The sequence below is a fragment of the Parahoeflea olei genome (assembly GCF_001703635.1).
In the GTDB taxonomy this organism is placed as follows: domain Bacteria; phylum Pseudomonadota; class Alphaproteobacteria; order Rhizobiales; family Rhizobiaceae; genus Hoeflea; species Hoeflea olei.
Map to the genome: position 1 here is coordinate 430,503 of NZ_LQZT01000012.1, position 17,488 is coordinate 447,990.

Here is a 17,488-nt window from a genome sequence, read left to right on the forward strand (position 1 = left end):
TTTAGCCGACAGCGCGCCGATGGTCACTGCCGGCCAGCGGGGTGCGGCTATTTAGTCCAGTTGCCTTCGATGGTGCCGTCGAAGTGCTTTTCGAGATCGTCCCAGCACTCGATGTAATCGTCCTGCAGCGGCGCTTCCTTGGCCGCGAAGGCCGTCAGGTGCTGCGGGAAACGGGTCTCGAACATGAAGGACATGGTGTTGTCGAGCTTGCTGGGCTTCAAATCCGCATGCGTCGCCTTCTCGAAGGCCTCGTTGTCGGGGCCGTGCGGCAGCATCATGTTGTGCAGGCTGATCCCGCCGGGCGCGAAGCCGTTCGGCTTGGCATCGTATTCGCCATAGATGTTGCCCATCAGTTCGGACATGATGTTCTTGTGGTACCAGGGCGGACGGAAGGTGTTTTCCATCGTCATCCAGCGTTCGCGGAACAGCACGAAATCGATATTGGCCGTGCCCGGCACGCCCGAGGGTGCGGTCAGCACCGTGAAGATCGACGGATCGGGGTGGTCGAACAGGATCGCGCCGATCGGGCAATAGTTGCGCATGTCGTATTTGACCGGCGCGTAATTGCCGTGCCAGGCGACCACGTCGAGCGGCGAATGGCCGATTTCGGTGACGTGAAATTGACCGCACCACTTGATGGTGAGTTCGGAGGGCACCTCGCGGTCCTCATAGGCCGCCACCGGCGCCTTGAAATCGCGGCGGTTGGCCATGCAGTTGGCGCCGATCGGCCCGCGTCCCGGAAGCTCGAATTTCTGGCCGTAGTTTTCGCAGACGAAGCCGCGCGCCGGGCCGTCGACGAGCTCGACCCGGTAGACCAGCCCGCGCGGCAGGATGGCGATTTCCTTGGGTTCAAGATCGATCACGCCGAGTTCGGTGCAGAAGCGGAGCTTGCCCTCCTGCGGGACCACCAGGAGCTCGCTGTCGGCGGAGTAGAAATAGGCATCCTCCATCGACTGCGTGACCAGATAGATATGGCTCGCCATTCCCACTTGCGTGTTGACGTCGCCGGCCGTCGTCATGGTGCGCATGCCGGTGAGCCAGGTCAGCGGCTGGTCGGTGTGGGGCACCGGATCCCAGCGGTACTGGCCGAGCGAGATCACGTCGGGATCGACATGGGGCGCGGTCTTCCAGTAGGGCAGGTCGATCTTCCGGTAGCGGCCCGAATGCTTGACCGAGGGGCGGATGCGGTAGCACCAGGTGCGCTCGTTCTGGTGGCTGGGCGCGGTGAAGGCGGTGCCGGACAGCTGCTCGCCATACAGGCCGTAATTGCACTTCTGCGGCGAGTTCATGCCGCGCGGCAGCGCGCCGGGAAGCGCCTCGGTCTCGAAATCATTGCCGAAGCCGGGCATGTAGCCGGGCAGGGTGGCCGTGGCGTCGACGGCGCGGATCAGGCCTTTCGGCAGGGCTGGGCTGGTCATGGTCACTCTCCTCCTCGTCCGCGCTCAGGCATGAAACGGATGGGCTGGAAAATTAGTTGCGATTGCAACAATGTCAAGGCGTTTGTCGCCGTGGCCCGGGCCTGAAGCAAACTGGATTGGGTGGATGCGGTAGAGGTGTGCGCCAAATTACAGCTTTTGGTTGATTTGAATGCCGATTGCGTCTAGCATTGCCAGGATCGGCTGTCATTTTCTGATCCGTGTGTTCGTCGCGTTGCAATCCGGTGCCGGCCGTAAGTCTTTCGCACACAACCACACCAAAGGGGGGGAATGGCATGAGCAGGATTGGTCTGTCGGGATGGACATGGCTGGGTGCGGCGCTGGTGATGGCGCCATCGCTCGCCCTGGGGCAGGACGCCGAGCGTCCGCGCTACACGCCGATTCCCAGCGAATACGGATATCTTCAGGAGAACGAGGCGCTGGCGAAGGCGGCCAACGATCCCGACCGCGCGGTGGTACGCAACCACGCCTGGAACCTGTGGGCCGGCGTGATGCAGCCGCTCGATCCCGGCGACGGCAATTCCTGGCCGATCTGGTTCAGCTGGCAGACGACGCACCAGGCCTTTTCCGTCTCGGGCGGGCCGCCCGGACCGGTCGGTGCGCAGCCGCGGCGCACGCCCGCGCCGGCCTCCCACCCCGAACTTGCGGCGGCAAAGCCCGATCTCGGCGCGGACGTGCCCGTCAACACGCCGCAGCCGCAATATCCGGTGCCCGACTATGTCATCAAGACCTATCCCGGCGGCGTGACCAAGGCGAAGGACGGCAGCTATTCGGTCAATGACGGCGACTATTTCGTCAACAATGGCGACATCATGATCGCCGTCGAGAGCCTGTCGCAGGCAGCCTTTGACGACATCCGCGACCGCAAACTCTATCTTAAGAGCACGCTGGATAAGGCACTTGCGGACGGCAAGCGCATGATCGAGCTGCCGCGGGAATATGTCTCGACCAAGCTGATGTACTGGCCGGTGCACAAGGACGGGCTGACGCCGCTGCCGGTCTGGACCGAGAATTTCCCGGATTTCTATGCGGGCTATGCCGGCTACGAGTTGTGGAACTCGGTGGTGGCGATCGACCCCGCGGCAAAGGCCGGTGGCAAGCAGGTCGATGTCAGCTATCTCTACGGCGTGAAAACCGCCGAAGGGATCGATATCCCGCCGCAGCACCGCCGTGCCGATGTCGTGCCGATCGACCGGTTCTACCACCATCAGGTGACCGAACAGGACTGGAAGATGTTCAGCGACGCCGACAAGGCGATCCTCAACGCGGCCAGCCTGTGGCTCACCGACAAGCCGTTCGGCGTCGGTGACTACCTCGTCACGGTGGCCGCGCATGTCAATACCAAGGAGATCGACAGCTGGACCCTGCAAAGCGTCTGGTGGTCGCTGACCCCGGGCGAGGGACCCTATGCGCAGAACCGGCCCCGCCTGCCGCAGGCGGTCGGGCCGTGGGACCAGTATCTGATGACCGAAGCCTATGCCTATGAGCCGGTCGCGCAAGGGGACCTGCCGAAGTCGGTCAATCCCTATATCGAGGGCGTGACCCATCCGATCGCCACCAGTTGCCGCAACTGCCATGTGCGCGGCGGCATCGGCAAGACCGGATACCAGACACCGGAATGCTACGGGCTGTTGACGCCGCTGACGCCGGAAAGCAGCTGCTTCACCGGGGCGCTGCTGACGGACTACACCTGGATCATTCCCGACCGCGCCAACTGAACCGGCCTCAAGCGGGGCGGCCAGCCTTTGCAGACCGGCGACACTGTCGCCCTGGAGCGGTTGGCTGCCCCGATCAGGTTACGCCTTCAGTATGCACCCTGATGCCGCGTTGCAGGCCTGGTGACAGGCCGGCACGGCCAAAGCGTTCCCCTGCCTCAACGGGCACGCCCGCGCGACGGGACCTCAACCCGGCAATGGGATGTGGTCTCGGGGAGCCCCCGCGAACAACCGCATTCCGTCTTGAACGACGCAGGATGCCTTGGGGCACTTGCCGTCCGAAACGGCGCGGTGCGGGAGCGGCTGGTACGGTCTTCAAGCTGCGTCAGCTCTCCGCGGAGTCCGCCTCCGCAGCCCACTCATAAAGCCGCCCGACAATGTCCCGCAGGCCCCGGCCCTTGTCGGTGAGACTGTAGGTCACGCCCTGGGGGAAAGTCCTCGCCGTCTCGCGCCGCACCAGCCCGCGGCGCACGAGTTCGCCCAGACGATCGGTGAGAACCTTGGGCGAGATGCGCGGCAATTGGGCTTCGAGATCCGAAAATCGCTTCGGGCCGTCGGCCAGGCGCCACAGAACCAGCGCGTTCCAGCGATGGCCGAGAAAGGCCAGCCAGTCCTCCGCCGGACATTCGTCCGGGCCCGGAGCAAGCGCTGCGATGTCGGTCCCGGTGCTTACCATTTGGTGAGTCTCGTTTCGGTGTGCTCGGATGGGATTTTGGATGTCCTGTCAGGACGGCAACGGAATGGAATCGGGAATGAAGCATATAGTTATCGCCGGCGGATATGGCCATGTCGGGCAGAAAATCGCGAGACGCCTTGCGCATACCGGCGCGGTCCGGGTCACGATTGCCGGGCGGGACGCCGATAAGGCACAGCGCGCCGCGAGTCGGCTGGGCGTGGGGTGGGCCAGGCTCGATGTCACCGCGCCCGAAGCCCGGCCCGATCCTTTGGCGGCGGCGGATATCGTCATCTGCTGCCTGGACACGCCGACGGACGCGCTCGCCCGCGCCACGCTCGCGCGCGGCGCGGCCTATGTCGACATCACCGCGACCGATGCCGTCATTCGGCGGATCGAGGCGCTTGACGGTCTGGCGCGGGAGCACGGTACCCTCGCGGTTCTCTCGGTCGGGCTTGCGCCGGGGCTGACCAATCTTCTGGCGCGACAGGCGGTCGAGGCCATTTCGCAGGCTGATGCGGTCCGGATCGGCATCCTTCTCGGGCTCGGCGATGCCCACGGTCCGGCCGCGCTCGACTGGAGTCTGCGCAGCTTCGCCTCCGTCGATCCGGGCGACATAAGTCCGATGCGCTTCCAGCCGGGCGGGCGGCCGCTGCCGACCGTACCCTTCGACTTCTCCGACCAGCACACGCTGATGCGGCGTGGCTATCGCGCGGTTGAAACCCGGCTTGCGCTCGGCTCGCCGCTGGTGACGCCATGGACGCTGGGCCTGCTCTCCCGGCTCTCCCGAAACGCTGGCGTTCGGCGGGCACTGGTCCGGCTGTTGGGGCTGCTGCGGATCGGCGACGATCGGGCGGCGCTTCTCGTCGAAGCCTCCGGGCAGATAGGGGAGGGGCCGGCCCGATGCAGCATCGCGCTCGATGGAAGGCGTGAGGCCGATATCACCGCGATGATGGCGGCCGAAGTGGCGTTGCGTCTGGACACGGCCGGAGCGCAGGGCGTCCGCCATATCGACGAGCTGTGGCGGCTTGGGGAGTTTGAAGAGGCGCTTTCCGCCGAGGGCATCGCCCTGCACACCGAACTCGCCTCGACCGGTTCCAAGGACTGACAGGGACGGGCAGTGGGGCGCAGCGCACCCGATGCCCGCGCCTGGCTCCCGCCCTGCGCATGTCCCGCCCGGGGTGCGGGCCGGGCGGTGGTGCGCGTGTCTTTGGGCCTCTGCCCCGATGTGGATTGCCGGACCGGCCCGTGATAGAGAGGGGCCGGAAAATTCGCGACCCTGCACATCGGTCGCGCCGTGGCACCCGTTGGAAGCTCATGACGAACACCTATTCCGGCACAGACAAGATCTTCGCCATTGCCCCGATGATCGACTGGACGGACCGGCATTGCCGGTTCTTTCATCGGCAGCTTACGCGCCGGGCGCTGCTTTACACCGAGATGGTGGTGGCCGACGGGATCATCCATGGCGACCCTGTGCGGTTGCTGGGCTTCGATGCGGCTGAACATCCGGTGGCGCTGCAGCTGGGCGGCTCCGAGCCCGACAAGCTTGCCGAGGCGGTGAGGATCAGCGCCGGGTTCGGCTATGACGAGATCAACCTGAATGTTGGCTGTCCCTCCGACCGGGTGCAGTCGGGTGCCTTCGGCGCCTGCCTGATGCGCGAGCCGGAGCTGGTGGGCGATTGCGTGGCGGCGATGAAGGCGGTCTCGACGGTTCCGGTCACCGTCAAGTGCCGGCTCGGCGTCGACGACCAGGACACTGAAACGGCGCTGTCGGCGCTGGCCGAACGCGTGATCGAGGCAGGTGCCGATGCGGTTTGGGTGCATGCCCGCAAGGCCTGGCTCGAAGGCCTGTCGCCCAAGGAAAACCGGGACATTCCGCCGCTCGATTACGATCGCGTGTATCGCTTGAAGCAGGATTATCCCAATGTTTTCATCGGTATAAACGGTGGAATTGCGGATCTGAATCAAGCCCTTGAGCATTTGATTCATGTCGATGGGGTGATGCTCGGGCGCGCGGCTTATCACAATGCCTCGCTGCTTGCGGAGGTCGACCGGACGATCTTCGGCGAGGATGCCGGCGAGACCGACTGGGCCGGGCTGTGCGCGACGATGATGGATTACGCGGAGCGCCACATCGCGGGCGGCGGGCGGCTTGCCCATGTCACGCGGCACATGGTCGGGCTGTTCCAGGGCGTGCGGGGGGCGCGCCGGTACCGGCAGATCCTGTCGACGGATGCCGCGCGTCCGGGGGTGGGGCCGGAGGTGATCGCGGCGGCCTTCGCCGAGATCGACATGACGGACCTGACCGCGGCCGCCTGAGTTCTGGCGGCGTGGGCCGGCGCGAGGGGTGCCGGCGGGGACAGGCAAGGCAACAGGCAACGGGACGCGCATGACCGCATTTCGCTCTTATCCGATCATTGGTGCGGTGCTCGCCCAGTTTGCCGCCCTGGCACTGGCCGTGGGCCTCCGGCTGATGCTCGTCGACCGGTTGGATCCGGACATGCTGGTCTGGCTGGCACTTGCCGCGCAGTGCCTCACAGCGGCGCTGGTGACGAAACTGCTTGGCCTGCCGGTCTGGTGGGCGTGGATCGGGCTTCTGTTTCCTGTGGCGCTCGGCCTTGCGCTCAATGCCGGCACGCTGCCGGCCTGGCCCTTTGGCGTGGCCTTCGTCCTGCTCGCGCTCGTCTTTTCCAACACGGCGCGCGAGCGGGTGCCACTCTACCTCACCAACCGGCAGACGACCGAAGCGCTCGCCAAGCTGATGCAGCAGCGCGGCGCGCGACGGTTCACGGATCTCGGGTCCGGGCTCGGGGGCGTGGTCCGAAGCCTCGACGGCGAGGGGCGGCGGGCGCGCGGTGTGGAATCCGCGCCGATGGTCTGGCTCATCTCCCTGCTGCTGTCGAAGCTGCAGGGCCGCGGCCTGATCGAGCGGCAGGATATCTGGGAGGCCGAGATCGGCGAGGAGGACCTGGTCTATGCCTTTCTCTCGCCCGAGCCGATGCCGGCGCTGTACGAAAAGGCGAAGGGCGCGATGAAGCCCGCCAGCCTGCTCGTCTCCAATTCCTTCCCCGTGCCCGGGGTGGAGGCCGACGAGATCTGGGAACTGCCCGACCGGCGCGGCACCCGGCTCTATCTCTACGAAATGAAGCGCGACGGCGGGGCCGGCTGAGGTCTACGCGACCGGCACGGGCGTCGGCTTGCCCGCGGCATCGAGCGCCACCATCACGAACAGGGCGTTGGTGACCTTGTCCATCTTCGGCGAGAGATAGCGCTGCGCCCAGACTTCGACCAGCAGCGTCATCGAGGTGCGGCCGACCTTGACGATGTCGGTGTAGACGCACAGCGTGTCGCCGATCTTGACCGGCATGGCGAAGGACATTTCGTTGACGGCCGCGGTGACCACGCGGCCGCCGGCGCGTTCGGCGGCGCGAATGCCGCAGGCAAGGTCCATCTGCGCCATCACCCAGCCGCCAAAGATGTCGCCCGCCGCATTGGCGTCGCCCGGCATGGCAAGCGTCCTGAGCGTGAGTTCACCGGTCGGATTTGGCATGGGATGCTCCTTCTGTGGTTGTGGAAGCTGTAGCGGCATGCGGCGACATTTTGAAGACGGGGCGCGAGAAATCCGCAAGGCAGCCATCCGCGGCCGGCCGGGCCCGAGCAAGGCGGAAGAGTGGCCGGCAGGTCGCAATATTGCCCCACACCTTAACGGCCGTCCTCAGGCTTCCTTTACCGTTCCGTGAAATAATCCTGTCTGGTCTTGCGTTGAATTGGAGCAATCCATGTTGTCTTGTGTAGCTCGAATCCGTCGCCGCGGGGGCTTGCCCCTGAGCCTGACGCTTGCGGCGGCCGCCCTGGCTGCGGGCTGCTCGGGCGACATGTCGCCGCCCGGCGACCTGCTCGCGATCGAACCCGCCAATCCCGTGATCCGCAGCGAGCCGGCAGCGCCGATGATGATGGCGCCGGCGCCGGTGCAGCCGGCGATGTTTGCCCAGACGCAGTCCTCGCCGATCCCCAGCGGTCCCGATGCGCCGTTGCAGAACGTGCTCGCCTATCCGGTGGGGGACGGCGTCGACAGCATGCAGGTGACCTCCGCGCTGCCCGAGGGTTACGTCGATCAACCGGTCGTCACCGGCATCGGCACCGATCAGCCGAGCCTTGCCGCCGGCGCGGGCGCGCCGGCGCGCGATCCCCGTACCGTCGATCTCGAGGACCGGCCGATCCAGGTGGCTTCGGCGATGCCGCGGATCGAAAACCCGATGAGCAAGCCGCAATGGGCCGGTGGCCTTCCGGCCGCAGAAATGGCCTGCCGCCAGCGGCTGAAACGGCTCGGCGTCACGTTTCGCGACATTCCGGCGATCGGCACCGGTTCGAGCTGCTCCATTCCCTATCCGGTCGAGCTGACCCGGCTGTCGGGCGGGATCGAGATCAAGCCGGCGGCCAAGCTCAATTGCCAGATCACGGAAGCCTTCGCGCTCTGGGTCAAGAACGAGCTCGGACCGGCCGCCCGCGTCCGCTACTTGTCGGGCGTCAAGTCGATCAACCAGCTCTCGTCCTATTCCTGCCGCACCATGAATTCCAAGCGCGGCGCGCCGATGTCCGAGCATGCCAAGGGCAACGCCATCGATGTCGGCAAGATCACGCTCGACAACGGCAAGGCCATCCTGGTCAAGCAGCCCGGCTTTTTCGCGCTGCGCCAGAAGAGCCTGCTCAACTCGATCCGCGCCGACAGCTGCAAATATTTCACCACCGTGCTGGGTCCGGGCAGCGACGTGCATCACAAGGATCACTTCCATTTCGACCTGAGGACCCGCAAGACCGGCTATCGCCACTGCGATTGAGGGGAAGGGAAGGCCGGCGCGGCAGGCCTTCAGGCTCCGGAGCGGCCGCTCCGGCCCGGCCTGGCGCCGCATCCGGGTCAGATCACTTCTCCCGCGCCCGCCGGCCCGGGCAGGATCCGCAGGGGACGGCGGGGCAATCCGGAAAAACAAGGCTTGAAAAATGATCCGCTATGATGGCGTTTGCGGCCTGAGACGCGTGCAGCGCGGGCCAAGTGCCGGCTCACGCAAACGATGTGTTGTGAGGGAATGAGCCTATGCCGCCTGTGGGAGAGTTGATCTGGTTTGCCGCCGCGCTTGCGGGGGCGGGCGTGGTGGCGGGTGTGCTTGCCGGCCTGTTCGGCATCGGTGGCGGCGCGATCCTGGTGCCGGTGTTCTACCAGGTATTCGGGCTTCTCGAGGTCGACGACGCCGTGCGCATGCACCTGTCGGTGGGGACCTCGCTCGCCATCATCGTGCCCACGTCGCTGCGTTCGTTCCTGGCCCACAAGAAGCGCGGCGCGGTGGACATGGCGCTGCTCAAGAGCTGGATCCTGCCGGTGCCGCTCGGGGTGATGGCCGCCTCGCTGATTGCGGCCTCGGTCTCAAGCAGCGCGCTGCGGGCGATCTTCGCGCTGATCGCCATCCTGGTCGGGCTGCGCATGCTGTTCAACAAGGCGCATTGGCGGCTGGGTACCGACCTGCCGGCCAACCCGGTCCGTGCCGGAGTCGGCGCGGTGATCGGGCTCCTGTCGGCGCTGATGGGCATCGGCGGCGGCGTTCTCAACAACACCTTCATGACGCTCTATGGCCGCCCCGTGCACCAGGCGGTGGCGACATCGGCGGGGGTGGGCGTGCTGATCTCGATCCCGGGCCTGTTCGGCTATCTGTGGGCGGGATGGGGAGAGCCGGGTCTGCCGCCGTTCTCGACAGGCTATGTCAACTGGGTGGCGGTGGCGCTGATCATCCCGATCACGCTCTTGGTTGCGCCGCTCGGCGTGCGGCTTGCCCATGCGCTCGACAAGCGCCAGCTCGAGATCGGCTTCGGCCTGTTCATGCTGTTCGTCGCCGCACGGTTCTTCTACAGCCTCAGCTGAGCCGGTCTCCCAGGGCGGGCATCAACTCCGCCCGGTCTTAGCCGTTGCGCAATTGCATGAAGGTCGAGACCGTGTCGAAGCTGACCGAGGCATTGCCGCTCAGGAGCGTGATCAGCGGGTTCTGCTCGTCCGATTGGACATCGTAGAGCGCCACGAACCGGCGGACCAGGGTGTCGACCTTCTCCGGATCGAGCAGGTCATTGATGTCGAGATAGCGCTCGAACAGCTCCTTCTGGGCGTCGATATCGGCGCTGGCGATCGAGTCGGGCAGCGAGAAGGCGGTGCGCACGAACTGCGCCAGGGCGTCATCAGCGAGAAGTTCGTAGGTGCTGGTGATGGTCGGGGCCATGCGTTCGAAATACATCGCCAGCCGGGCGCCGACGCTTTCCTCGCCCGCATTCTGCTCGATCGTCTGTGTCAGATAGAGATGCTGCGTCTCCACCATGCCGCGTTCGTTCTGGACCGACTTGGCCGATGTCGACCGGATCACGCCGTCCGCATCGAAATTGAACGAGCCCGCCAGCTTGCGATAGGCCACGTTGTTCTGCTGGTTGGCGAAGCTGTTGGGGTCGTCGAGATCGGAAGTCAGGATCGCGCGCAGGGTCTGCTGGTCGAGTGTCTTCGGGTCGAGCCCTTCGGAGGTCAGCAGCACATTCATCAGCCGCTTGTCGCCAAGCAGGTCGTCGAGCGTTTCCAGGTTCTGAAGCTGGGTGCGGTAGTAGGAGACTTCCTTCTCCGCGGCCTGCTTGTTGGAATCGCTCTTGTCCAGTCGCGTGGCCGCCGCGTAGTAGGCGGTGCCGACACGGGTGATCTCGCTCTCGGTCTGGGCGTAGCGCGGCGAGCCGATGCTTCCGTCCGGGGCGAAGTTGAAGGCCTTGGCGAGGTCGAGGAACCGCTTGTCCTTCATCTTGCTGACATAGCTGTTGGGGTCGTAGGGGTCGCTGGTGAAGACCTGCTTGAGCTTGAAGGTGGAGATCTCGTCGGGCGAGATGTTGAAGGCCTTGAGCGCAAATTCGCGGATGGTCACGGCCGCGGGTTCGCTCGACAGGAAATCGTTCAGATTGCTGGTCAGGCCGATATAGAGCTTGTACTTCTTGATCGCGGCCTCGTCGGCGGCGTCATCGGCATCGTTGTAGCGATCGATATAATTGGCGGTGGTGGTGAAAAGCTGGTCGGCGTCCTGGATGTCCTTGCCGGGGGTGATGCTGCCGTCGCTTTCGAAATTGAACGCCTTGGCGAGCGCGATCATGGCGTCGGCCTTGGTGTGGATCTCGCCGTCGGGATCGGACGGATCCTGCATCATCGCCCAGCGTATCTCCGAAACCGTCGTCTTCTTGGGGATGTCGAAGGCCACCCTCACCATGTCGGTCAGCCGCTCGTCCTCGAACAACTCGTCGATATTGGTGATCGAGAAGATCGTTTCCTCGTAGTACTGCTTGTTGAGCAGCGCCCCGGTCGAGGTCAGCCGCGGTTGCGACAGGACGTAGGATTCGGTCACCATCTTCAACTGGCCGGCGGTCATCGCCTCCACGCCCGGATCGAGCGTGCCGTCGGCATTGAAGTTGAACGACGCCGCCATGTCGTACATGTTGCGGGCCTTGGCCACCGCCTTGGAATACTGGGTGATCAGATAGTCGATCTTTTCCTTCTGGGCCGCAGTGGTGCTCGGATCCGTTCTCTGGTCGATCAGGTCGTCGATCTGCGTGTTCCAGTTGGCGACCTGCGGGGCGAGCACCGAATTCACGTAGCTGTCGGGATCGGTGATGTCGCTGGTGAGCACGTTCTTGATCGTGGTGTAGTCGAAGGTATCGGGATCGATGCCGAAAGTGTTGAAGACGTAGTCGCGGGCACGCGTGTTGGTGAGCAGGTCATCGACCTTGGTGAAGGTCGGCGCCACGGAGCTGAAATAGGCGGTTTCCTGCCGCAGGATGGAGTCGTTGTCGGCGATGGTCTGGGTGTAGGCCTCGATCAGGTGATCGATCTGGCTGGTGGTCTGGACGATTTCGCTGGTCACGGTCGCGCCGAAGTCGAAGGCGGCGGCGAGCTGCCGGTACTTGGTGTCCGACAGACGGTTGGCGAAGCTGGAGGTGTCGGTGAGGTCGCTTTCCAGCACCTTGCGGATGAAGGCCTTGGCGTAAGCCATGTCCTCGAGCCCGTAGGCTTTCATCGCGTAGGCATAGATGCGGCCATCGGCGAGGAAGTCGTCGACGGTTTTGATCGAGCCGATATTCTCGCGATAATACTGCTGCTCGCGGCTGACGATCGGGTCGTTGGCCGCGCGCTTCAGGGTCTGATTGATGTCCTTGGTGTAAAAAGTATAGGTCTGATACGTAGAAATCATGATGAACCCTGGCGTTGGGCGGTTCCGGCAAGGCGCTTTGAAAACGGATCCTGGAAAGCTCCGGAGTCATGCTAGGCCGGCAAACTTGCCTGAAGCTGTCCCGAAGCTTGCGCTGAACGCGCAGCAGCCAGGCATTTTCGGAGCCCGGCGCACCCGCCGACCGGCGTCAATCGCGCAGGATCACCTCGTTGCGGCGCATCTCGAAGGCCGAGAGCGAGGAGATGAAGTTCATGCCGAGCAGGCTCTGCTCGAGCTGGCCGGGTTCGGCCACCATGGCGCGCAGGCCGGTCCTTTCGATGGAGCCGATCTCGACCCGGTCGAGCCGCACCGCGGCGGCGTTGGCCTGGCCATTGGCGGTGCTGATCACCAGCGAGTAGCTCAGGTCCTCGTCCCGGAAGCCGATGCGAATGGCGTCGTCATGCGACAGCGCGATCGAGGTGGCGCCGGTGTCGATCAGGAAGTTGACGGGCTGGCCGTTGACCTTGCCCGCGGCTTCGAAATGGCCGTTCATGGACTTGTGGATCGCAACCGCGGTCCCGGTCTCGTCGGCGACCATGACCGGGCGTCCCGGCGCGAGGCCGCCTGCCACGCGCAGCACCATGTCCCGGGCCTGGTCCTGGTAGAGATATCCGGTCACGAAGCCCAGGATGATGACGGTCCAGATCACCAGGTTCTTGACCATCTCGCCGATATTGCGGTGCGCGCCGACCACGCCCGCGCCGATGACCGCCGCAAACAGGCCGAGATAGACGAGGCTCGCGAACTCGTCATTGGCGAGGCCGAAGCTCATGCCCGAATCGTGGTTGAAGATCAGCACGGCAAGCGCGACGCCGATCAGCGCGAGGATGAAGATCATTCCGGCTGCGCGTCCAGGCGCTCGCGGGCCATCCTGGCCCGGCGCGTTTCCCGCCTCGGCTTGCGTTCCACCGTTTCGAGCCGGGCAGGCAGTTCGGCCATCACCCGCTCGCGGGTTTCGGGCGTGTAGCCGATCCATCCGGCGATTTCGTCACGCGTGCGACCGCACCCGAAGCAGTATCCGGTGGTCATGTCGATCGAGCAGACGAGAATGCACGGGGACGGAATGCTCATGGGGTCCTTCGGCTCAGCTGCGGTGCGGCGCTCGGCCCTATATCGGGTCTTCAGATCAAAAGGGCAAGTGTGACAAGCGCCGCGGTCTCGGCGATCTGCTGGCTCGCGCCGAGCGTGTCGCCGGTGTTGCCGTGAAGCTTGCGGCCGACGAGACCGGTCCACTGGTTGACGGCCACCGCGGCAACGGCGAGCGCCAGGGCGGCTGGCAGCAGCCCGATCGACAGGCCGGCCAGAACGATGAACCCGACCCCGCCGGTGAGCAGCGCCCGGGCCGTGGCGCCGTCTGCGGGCGCCCCCACGGAGGCTGCCACGCCGTCGCGGCGGGCGGGGGGCAGTTCGTTCCAGTGCCAGGTGATCGCCGTACGCGACAGGGCGGCGACGGCAAAAAAGGCAAGCCCTGCGTTCCAGCCACCGACCACCGAGATGAGGATGGTGAGCGCCGTGGCGCGCAGCGCGAAGCTCACCAGCAGCGCGAGCACCCCATAGGTCCCGGTGCGGCTGTCCTTCATGATGTCGAGCATGTGGTCGCGGCCGCCGCGGGCGCCGAAGGCATCGGCGGAATCGGCAAGGCCGTCCTCGTGCAGCGCGCCGGTCACGCCGAGGAACAGCGCCAGCGTCAGCAGGGCGCTGAGCGCGGCATTGGCCCCGAGCAGGGACAGGATCCACAACAGCAGGACCGGCAGCAGGGCGATGACCACGCCTGCGGCCGGGAACATGCCCGAGGCGCGCGAGAGCGTGCCGTCATGGGTGGCGAAGTAATGCGCGGGCACCGGCAGGCGGCTGAGGAAGCCCGTGGCGCGGGCGATGTCGTCGATATGGTCGCGAAAAGGCAATTTGGGCTCCTCAGGCTGCGACGTGATGGCATGCGAAAATGATTGTCCTTGGACGATTCGACAATTACACCGGGCCAGCCCGCGCGTCATGCGCCACAATGCCAGGAGACCAAAATGAGTGCCAGCGGTATGCCCTTCGATGATTTTCGGGACCTCCTGCGCAACATGCCGGGACCCGACACCGCGGCGCTGGCCGCGGCGCGCGAACGTGACGCGCAACTGACCAAGCCGCTCGGCGCGCTGGGCCGGCTCGAGGAAATTGCCTTCTGGCTCGCGGCCTGGACCGGTCGTTCGCCGCAGGTCACGCGCCCGCTGGTGGCGATCTTCGCGGGCAACCACGGCGTGACCGCGCAGGGCGTGACGCCCTATCCGCCGTCGGTGACGGCACAGATGGTGTCGAACTTCGCCGCCGGCGGCGCGGCCATCAACCAGATCTGCGTCGCCCATGATCTGGGGCTCAAGATCTTCGACCTGGCGCTGGAAATCCCGACCGGTGACATTTCCGTGGAAGCGGCGATGGACGAGCGCACATGCGCCGCGACCATGGCGTTCGGCATGGAGGCGGTCGCCGGCGGCACCGACCTTCTGTGCATCGGCGAGATGGGGATCGGCAACACCACCATTGCCGCGGCGATCTTCCACGGGCTTTACGGCGGATCGGCGGCCGACTGGGTCGGCCCCGGGACCGGTTCGGAAGGCGAGGTGCTGAAGCGCAAGATCGCCGCGGTCGAGGCCGCGGTCAAGCTGCACAAGCCGCATCTGGGCGATCCGCTGGAACTGCTCCGGCGGCTTGGCGGGCGCGAGCTGGCGGCAATGGCCGGCGCGATCCTCGCCGCGCGCATGGAGCGGATTCCGGTGCTGATCGACGGTTACGTGGCCACGGCCGCTGCGGCGGTGCTGTATGCCGCCAACCCGCGTGCGCTCGATCATTGCCTGATCGGCCATGTCTCCGCGGAGCCGGGCCACATGGCCGCCATCGAGAAGCTCGGCAAGACGCCGCTGCTGGCGCTCGGCATGCGGCTCGGCGAAGGCACCGGTGCCGCGCTGGCGGCCGGCATCGTCAAGGCGGCCGCGCTCTGCCATTCCGGCATGGCGACGTTTGCCGATGCGGGCGTCACGACCAAGGATTAGACTGCAGTCCACAGGGCGCGCCCTGCCGGGAGATCCGGGCCGGGCGCTAGCTGAAAGCGCGCTTCTTCCGGTGCGGCGCGCCGGCCAGGCCTTCGATCGGGGCCATACTTTCGAGCACGCGCTCGCGCGGAAGGATGGCGATGCCTTCGGTGCCTTCGCGCAGCTTCGACTTGAAGACGAATTCGCCGCCGTGCTTGGCAAGGATCGCCTGCACGATCGGCAGGCCCAGACCGGTGCCCTGTTCGGCGCTCTTGATGGCGATCGAGCCCTGACCGAAAGCCGACAGCACCACCGGGATTTCCTCTTCGGGAATGCCCGGTCCGTTGTCCCGGATCGACACATACTGGCCGCCGCCGGCCGTCCAGCCGAGCTTGACCTGGATTTCGCCGCCCGAAGGGGTGAATTTCACGGCGTTCGACAGCAGATTGAGGATCACCTGGCGGATTGCCTTCTCGTCGGCCCAGACCAGGGGCAGGTTTTCCTCGAAGGCTTCGGTGATGCGGATATTCTTGCTGCGTGCCTTGAGCTGCACCAGCCCGATGCAGTCCTCGGCAATGCTGGCGAAGGAGAGTGCGGCTTCGTTGAGCTCGTAGCGGCCTGCCTCGATCCGCGACAGATCGAGAATCTCGTTGATCAGGTTGAGAAGATGCTGGCCGGAGCGGTGGATATCGCCGACATATTCCTTGTAGTTCGGGTTCTCGATCGGGCCGAGCACTTCCCCCGCCATGACTTCGGAGAAGCCGAGAATCGCGTTCAGCGGGGTTCTGAGCTCATGGCTCATCGAAGCCAGGAACCGGGATTTGGCGAGATTGGATTCCTCGGCGCGGCGGCGGGCCTCGTCGGACACGGAATTGGCCACTTCCAGCTCGGCGATCAGGTCGTCCTTTTCGGTCTGGAAGCTGAGCATCTTCAGGTTCGCCGAATAAAGCCGCTGCGACATGAAGAGGAAGAACAGCGCCGCGCCCAAGATCATGGCCAGCACCGCGAAATCCGAGATATGGTGGTCGATCCCCACGCGCAGCGCCAGTGCGGACACGGTCGGCACGGTGACGAGATAAAGCGCAAGGCGGGAGGCGAAGGTGGTCATGGCGGTCGCGGCCAGCGCGATCAGCAGCACGGCCGACTTGTAGGAATTGAAGGTGTCGCCCCCGCAGGTGGTGCAGTCCTGAAAGGCAAACAGCGCCCAGCTCAGCCCGATCAAGCCATAGATGATGAGGAACCGCCGCCGCCAGCGTTCCACCGCCTCGGCATTGCCGGTTTCGCGCGCGGCGCGACGGGCCATCAGCACGAGGCCGGCATAGACGAACAGGGTGGCCAGCGCCCAGGCGATCAGCCACACGGCCTGGTCGAACCACAGCCCGCCGATGGCCGCCAGAATCACCAGCATCGGCGGTGCCGCGGCCCCCTGAAGCAGGGCGTTGACATGCAGGCGGTTCATTTCAAGGTCGAATTCGGGCGGCATCTCCCGGCCGTGCTGCAGCCGTTCGCGGGTGGCGCGCACGGCCTTGACCACCTCGGCGTTCTTGTGAACGCGCGAGCGATCGACAATGTTCTTGTCGGTCATGGTCTGATGCTGCGTCACCTGGTAACCCGGCCCCTTTGCTCCGGTTGGAAAAACTAAAGTTAAAAGTTTAAGAACTTGTTTGCATGTTTGCCGCTTTCGCGGATTCATCGTTGGGACAGGGCGAACGCTCCGGTGGCTGCCGGGCAGGGATGCAAGCGCGCATGAGATCTCCACTTCGCAGGCGAGGCCGGCGCCGCAGCCGGGGCCGCCGTTTTGCCGATGCGGTTTGGGTCGTGGCCCTGTTCGTCGTCCTCACGCTCGCAGCCGCATGGCTCGAGCGCTACGCCGGCGAGGAGATTTCCGGTCCGGTGCGCGTGGTCGATGGCGACAGCCTCGTCTCGGGCGCGCGCCGGTTCCGGCTCAAGGGGATCGATGCGCCGGAGATCAGCCAGCAGTGCGAGAGAGGCGGCGCCGCCTATCCTTGCGGGCGGGAGGCGGCAGCGCATCTGCGCGATCTCGCGCGCGGCGATGTGGCCTGCGTCAGCGAAGGCCGCGACCGCTACGGGCGCACGCTGGTGCGGTGCCGCGCGGGCGGTGTCGATCTCAATCAGGCGATGGTGCGCTCCGGCCATGCCGTCGCCTATGGCGACTACCGCGTGGCCGAAGCCGAAGCCCGCGCCGAGAAGCGCGGTCTCTGGGCGGGCACCTTCGCGCAGCCCGCGGAGTGGCGCGCCGGCAGGGCCGAGCCGGAGCGCTGGTCGCTCGTCGATCTCGCGATCGAACAGGCCGGCGCGCTCTGGCTCGCGCTCAAGTCATGGGTCTCCGGCGGCCGGGAGGTGGGCTGAGCGGGGC

General features: G+C 65.6%; 16 protein-coding genes. 8 read left to right on the forward strand and 8 right to left on the reverse strand.

From position 1 onward, the window contains the following. Positions 1 to 47: 47 nt before the first annotated feature. Positions 48 to 1,418 carry a homogentisate 1,2-dioxygenase gene (gene hmgA / locus AWJ14_RS10590; RefSeq protein WP_083220172.1) on the reverse strand — a complete coding sequence of 457 codons (1,371 nt, stop codon included), beginning with the start codon at positions 1,416 to 1,418 and terminating at the stop codon, positions 48 to 50. Between the two features lie 293 nt (positions 1,419 to 1,711). Here hmgA and AWJ14_RS10595 point away from each other — a divergent pair, with 293 nt between their 5' ends. Beyond that, entirely contained in the window at positions 1,712 to 3,154 is a 1,443-nt protein-coding gene (locus AWJ14_RS10595) for a hypothetical protein (protein WP_139112596.1), read from the forward strand. 322 nt (positions 3,155 to 3,476) lie between these two features. Here the strand turns inward: AWJ14_RS10595 and AWJ14_RS10600 are convergent, their stop codons facing one another. After that, positions 3,477 to 3,827 carry a winged helix-turn-helix transcriptional regulator gene (locus AWJ14_RS10600; RefSeq protein ID WP_066178253.1) on the reverse strand — a complete coding sequence of 117 codons (351 nt, stop codon included), beginning with the start codon at positions 3,825 to 3,827 and terminating at the stop codon, positions 3,477 to 3,479. Positions 3,828 to 3,891: 64 nt separating this feature from the next. Between AWJ14_RS10600 and AWJ14_RS10605 the strand changes: the two genes are divergently transcribed. From AWJ14_RS10605 to AWJ14_RS10615, 3 genes are all read left to right on the forward strand, one after another. Then, positions 3,892 to 4,932: a saccharopine dehydrogenase family protein gene (locus tag AWJ14_RS10605; RefSeq protein ID WP_171904856.1), complete on the forward strand. Its 1,041-nt coding sequence runs from the start codon at positions 3,892 to 3,894 to the stop codon at positions 4,930 to 4,932. 209 nt (positions 4,933 to 5,141) lie between these two features. Beyond that, a complete protein-coding gene (dusA, locus tag AWJ14_RS10610; RefSeq protein ID WP_066178259.1) occupies positions 5,142 to 6,146 on the forward strand; it encodes a tRNA dihydrouridine(20/20a) synthase DusA in 1,005 nt (334 codons plus the stop codon). A gap of 70 nt (positions 6,147 to 6,216) precedes the next feature. Next, entirely contained in the window at positions 6,217 to 6,996 is a 780-nt protein-coding gene (locus AWJ14_RS10615; protein WP_066178262.1) for a hypothetical protein, read from the forward strand. Positions 6,997 to 6,999: 3 nt separating this feature from the next. Here the strand turns inward: AWJ14_RS10615 and AWJ14_RS10620 are convergent, their stop codons facing one another. After that, entirely contained in the window at positions 7,000 to 7,377 is a 378-nt protein-coding gene (locus AWJ14_RS10620; RefSeq protein WP_066178265.1) for an acyl-CoA thioesterase, read from the reverse strand. Positions 7,378 to 7,702: 325 nt separating this feature from the next. Here AWJ14_RS10620 and AWJ14_RS10625 point away from each other — a divergent pair, with 325 nt between their 5' ends. Both AWJ14_RS10625 and AWJ14_RS10630 read left to right on the forward strand, forming a co-directional pair. Further along, a complete protein-coding gene (locus tag AWJ14_RS10625; RefSeq protein ID WP_425349623.1) occupies positions 7,703 to 8,665 on the forward strand; it encodes an extensin-like domain-containing protein in 963 nt (320 codons plus the stop codon). Between the two features lie 254 nt (positions 8,666 to 8,919). Next, positions 8,920 to 9,738 carry a sulfite exporter TauE/SafE family protein gene (locus AWJ14_RS10630; RefSeq protein ID WP_066178269.1) on the forward strand — a complete coding sequence of 273 codons (819 nt, stop codon included), beginning with the start codon at positions 8,920 to 8,922 and terminating at the stop codon, positions 9,736 to 9,738. A gap of 37 nt (positions 9,739 to 9,775) precedes the next feature. On the opposite strand, the gene AWJ14_RS10635 is transcribed toward AWJ14_RS10630, so the two are convergent. The 4 genes from AWJ14_RS10635 to AWJ14_RS10650 all read right to left on the reverse strand — a co-directional run bounded on the left by AWJ14_RS10635 (position 9,776) and on the right by AWJ14_RS10650 (position 14,001). Continuing rightward, complete coding sequence (locus AWJ14_RS10635; RefSeq protein ID WP_066178272.1) at positions 9,776 to 12,079, reverse strand: DUF1217 domain-containing protein; 2,304 nt, start codon at positions 12,077 to 12,079, stop codon at positions 9,776 to 9,778. Between the two features lie 166 nt (positions 12,080 to 12,245). Next, positions 12,246 to 12,935: a TIGR02281 family clan AA aspartic protease gene (locus AWJ14_RS10640; RefSeq protein WP_066178275.1), complete on the reverse strand. Its 690-nt coding sequence runs from the start codon at positions 12,933 to 12,935 to the stop codon at positions 12,246 to 12,248. Continuing rightward, positions 12,932 to 13,168, reverse strand: a complete 237-nt coding sequence (locus AWJ14_RS10645) for a DUF1289 domain-containing protein (RefSeq protein WP_066178278.1) — start codon at positions 13,166 to 13,168, stop codon at positions 12,932 to 12,934. The genes AWJ14_RS10640 and AWJ14_RS10645 overlap by 4 nt, the downstream gene beginning before the upstream one ends. A 50-nt stretch (positions 13,169 to 13,218) precedes the next feature. After that, positions 13,219 to 14,001: an adenosylcobinamide-GDP ribazoletransferase gene (locus AWJ14_RS10650; protein WP_066178281.1), complete on the reverse strand. Its 783-nt coding sequence runs from the start codon at positions 13,999 to 14,001 to the stop codon at positions 13,219 to 13,221. 114 nt (positions 14,002 to 14,115) lie between these two features. Here AWJ14_RS10650 and cobT point away from each other — a divergent pair, with 114 nt between their 5' ends. After that, positions 14,116 to 15,132 (forward strand): nicotinate-nucleotide--dimethylbenzimidazole phosphoribosyltransferase, encoded by a 1,017-nt coding sequence (gene cobT / locus AWJ14_RS10655; protein WP_066178284.1) that lies wholly within the window; start codon positions 14,116 to 14,118, stop codon positions 15,130 to 15,132. Positions 15,133 to 15,178: 46 nt separating this feature from the next. On the opposite strand, the gene AWJ14_RS10660 is transcribed toward cobT, so the two are convergent. Beyond that, entirely contained in the window at positions 15,179 to 16,696 is a 1,518-nt protein-coding gene (locus AWJ14_RS10660; protein ID WP_066178661.1) for a sensor histidine kinase, read from the reverse strand. A gap of 233 nt (positions 16,697 to 16,929) precedes the next feature. Between AWJ14_RS10660 and AWJ14_RS10665 the strand changes: the two genes are divergently transcribed. Next, positions 16,930 to 17,481, forward strand: a complete 552-nt coding sequence (locus AWJ14_RS10665; protein WP_066178287.1) for a thermonuclease family protein — start codon at positions 16,930 to 16,932, stop codon at positions 17,479 to 17,481. Positions 17,482 to 17,488 lie beyond the last annotated feature (7 nt).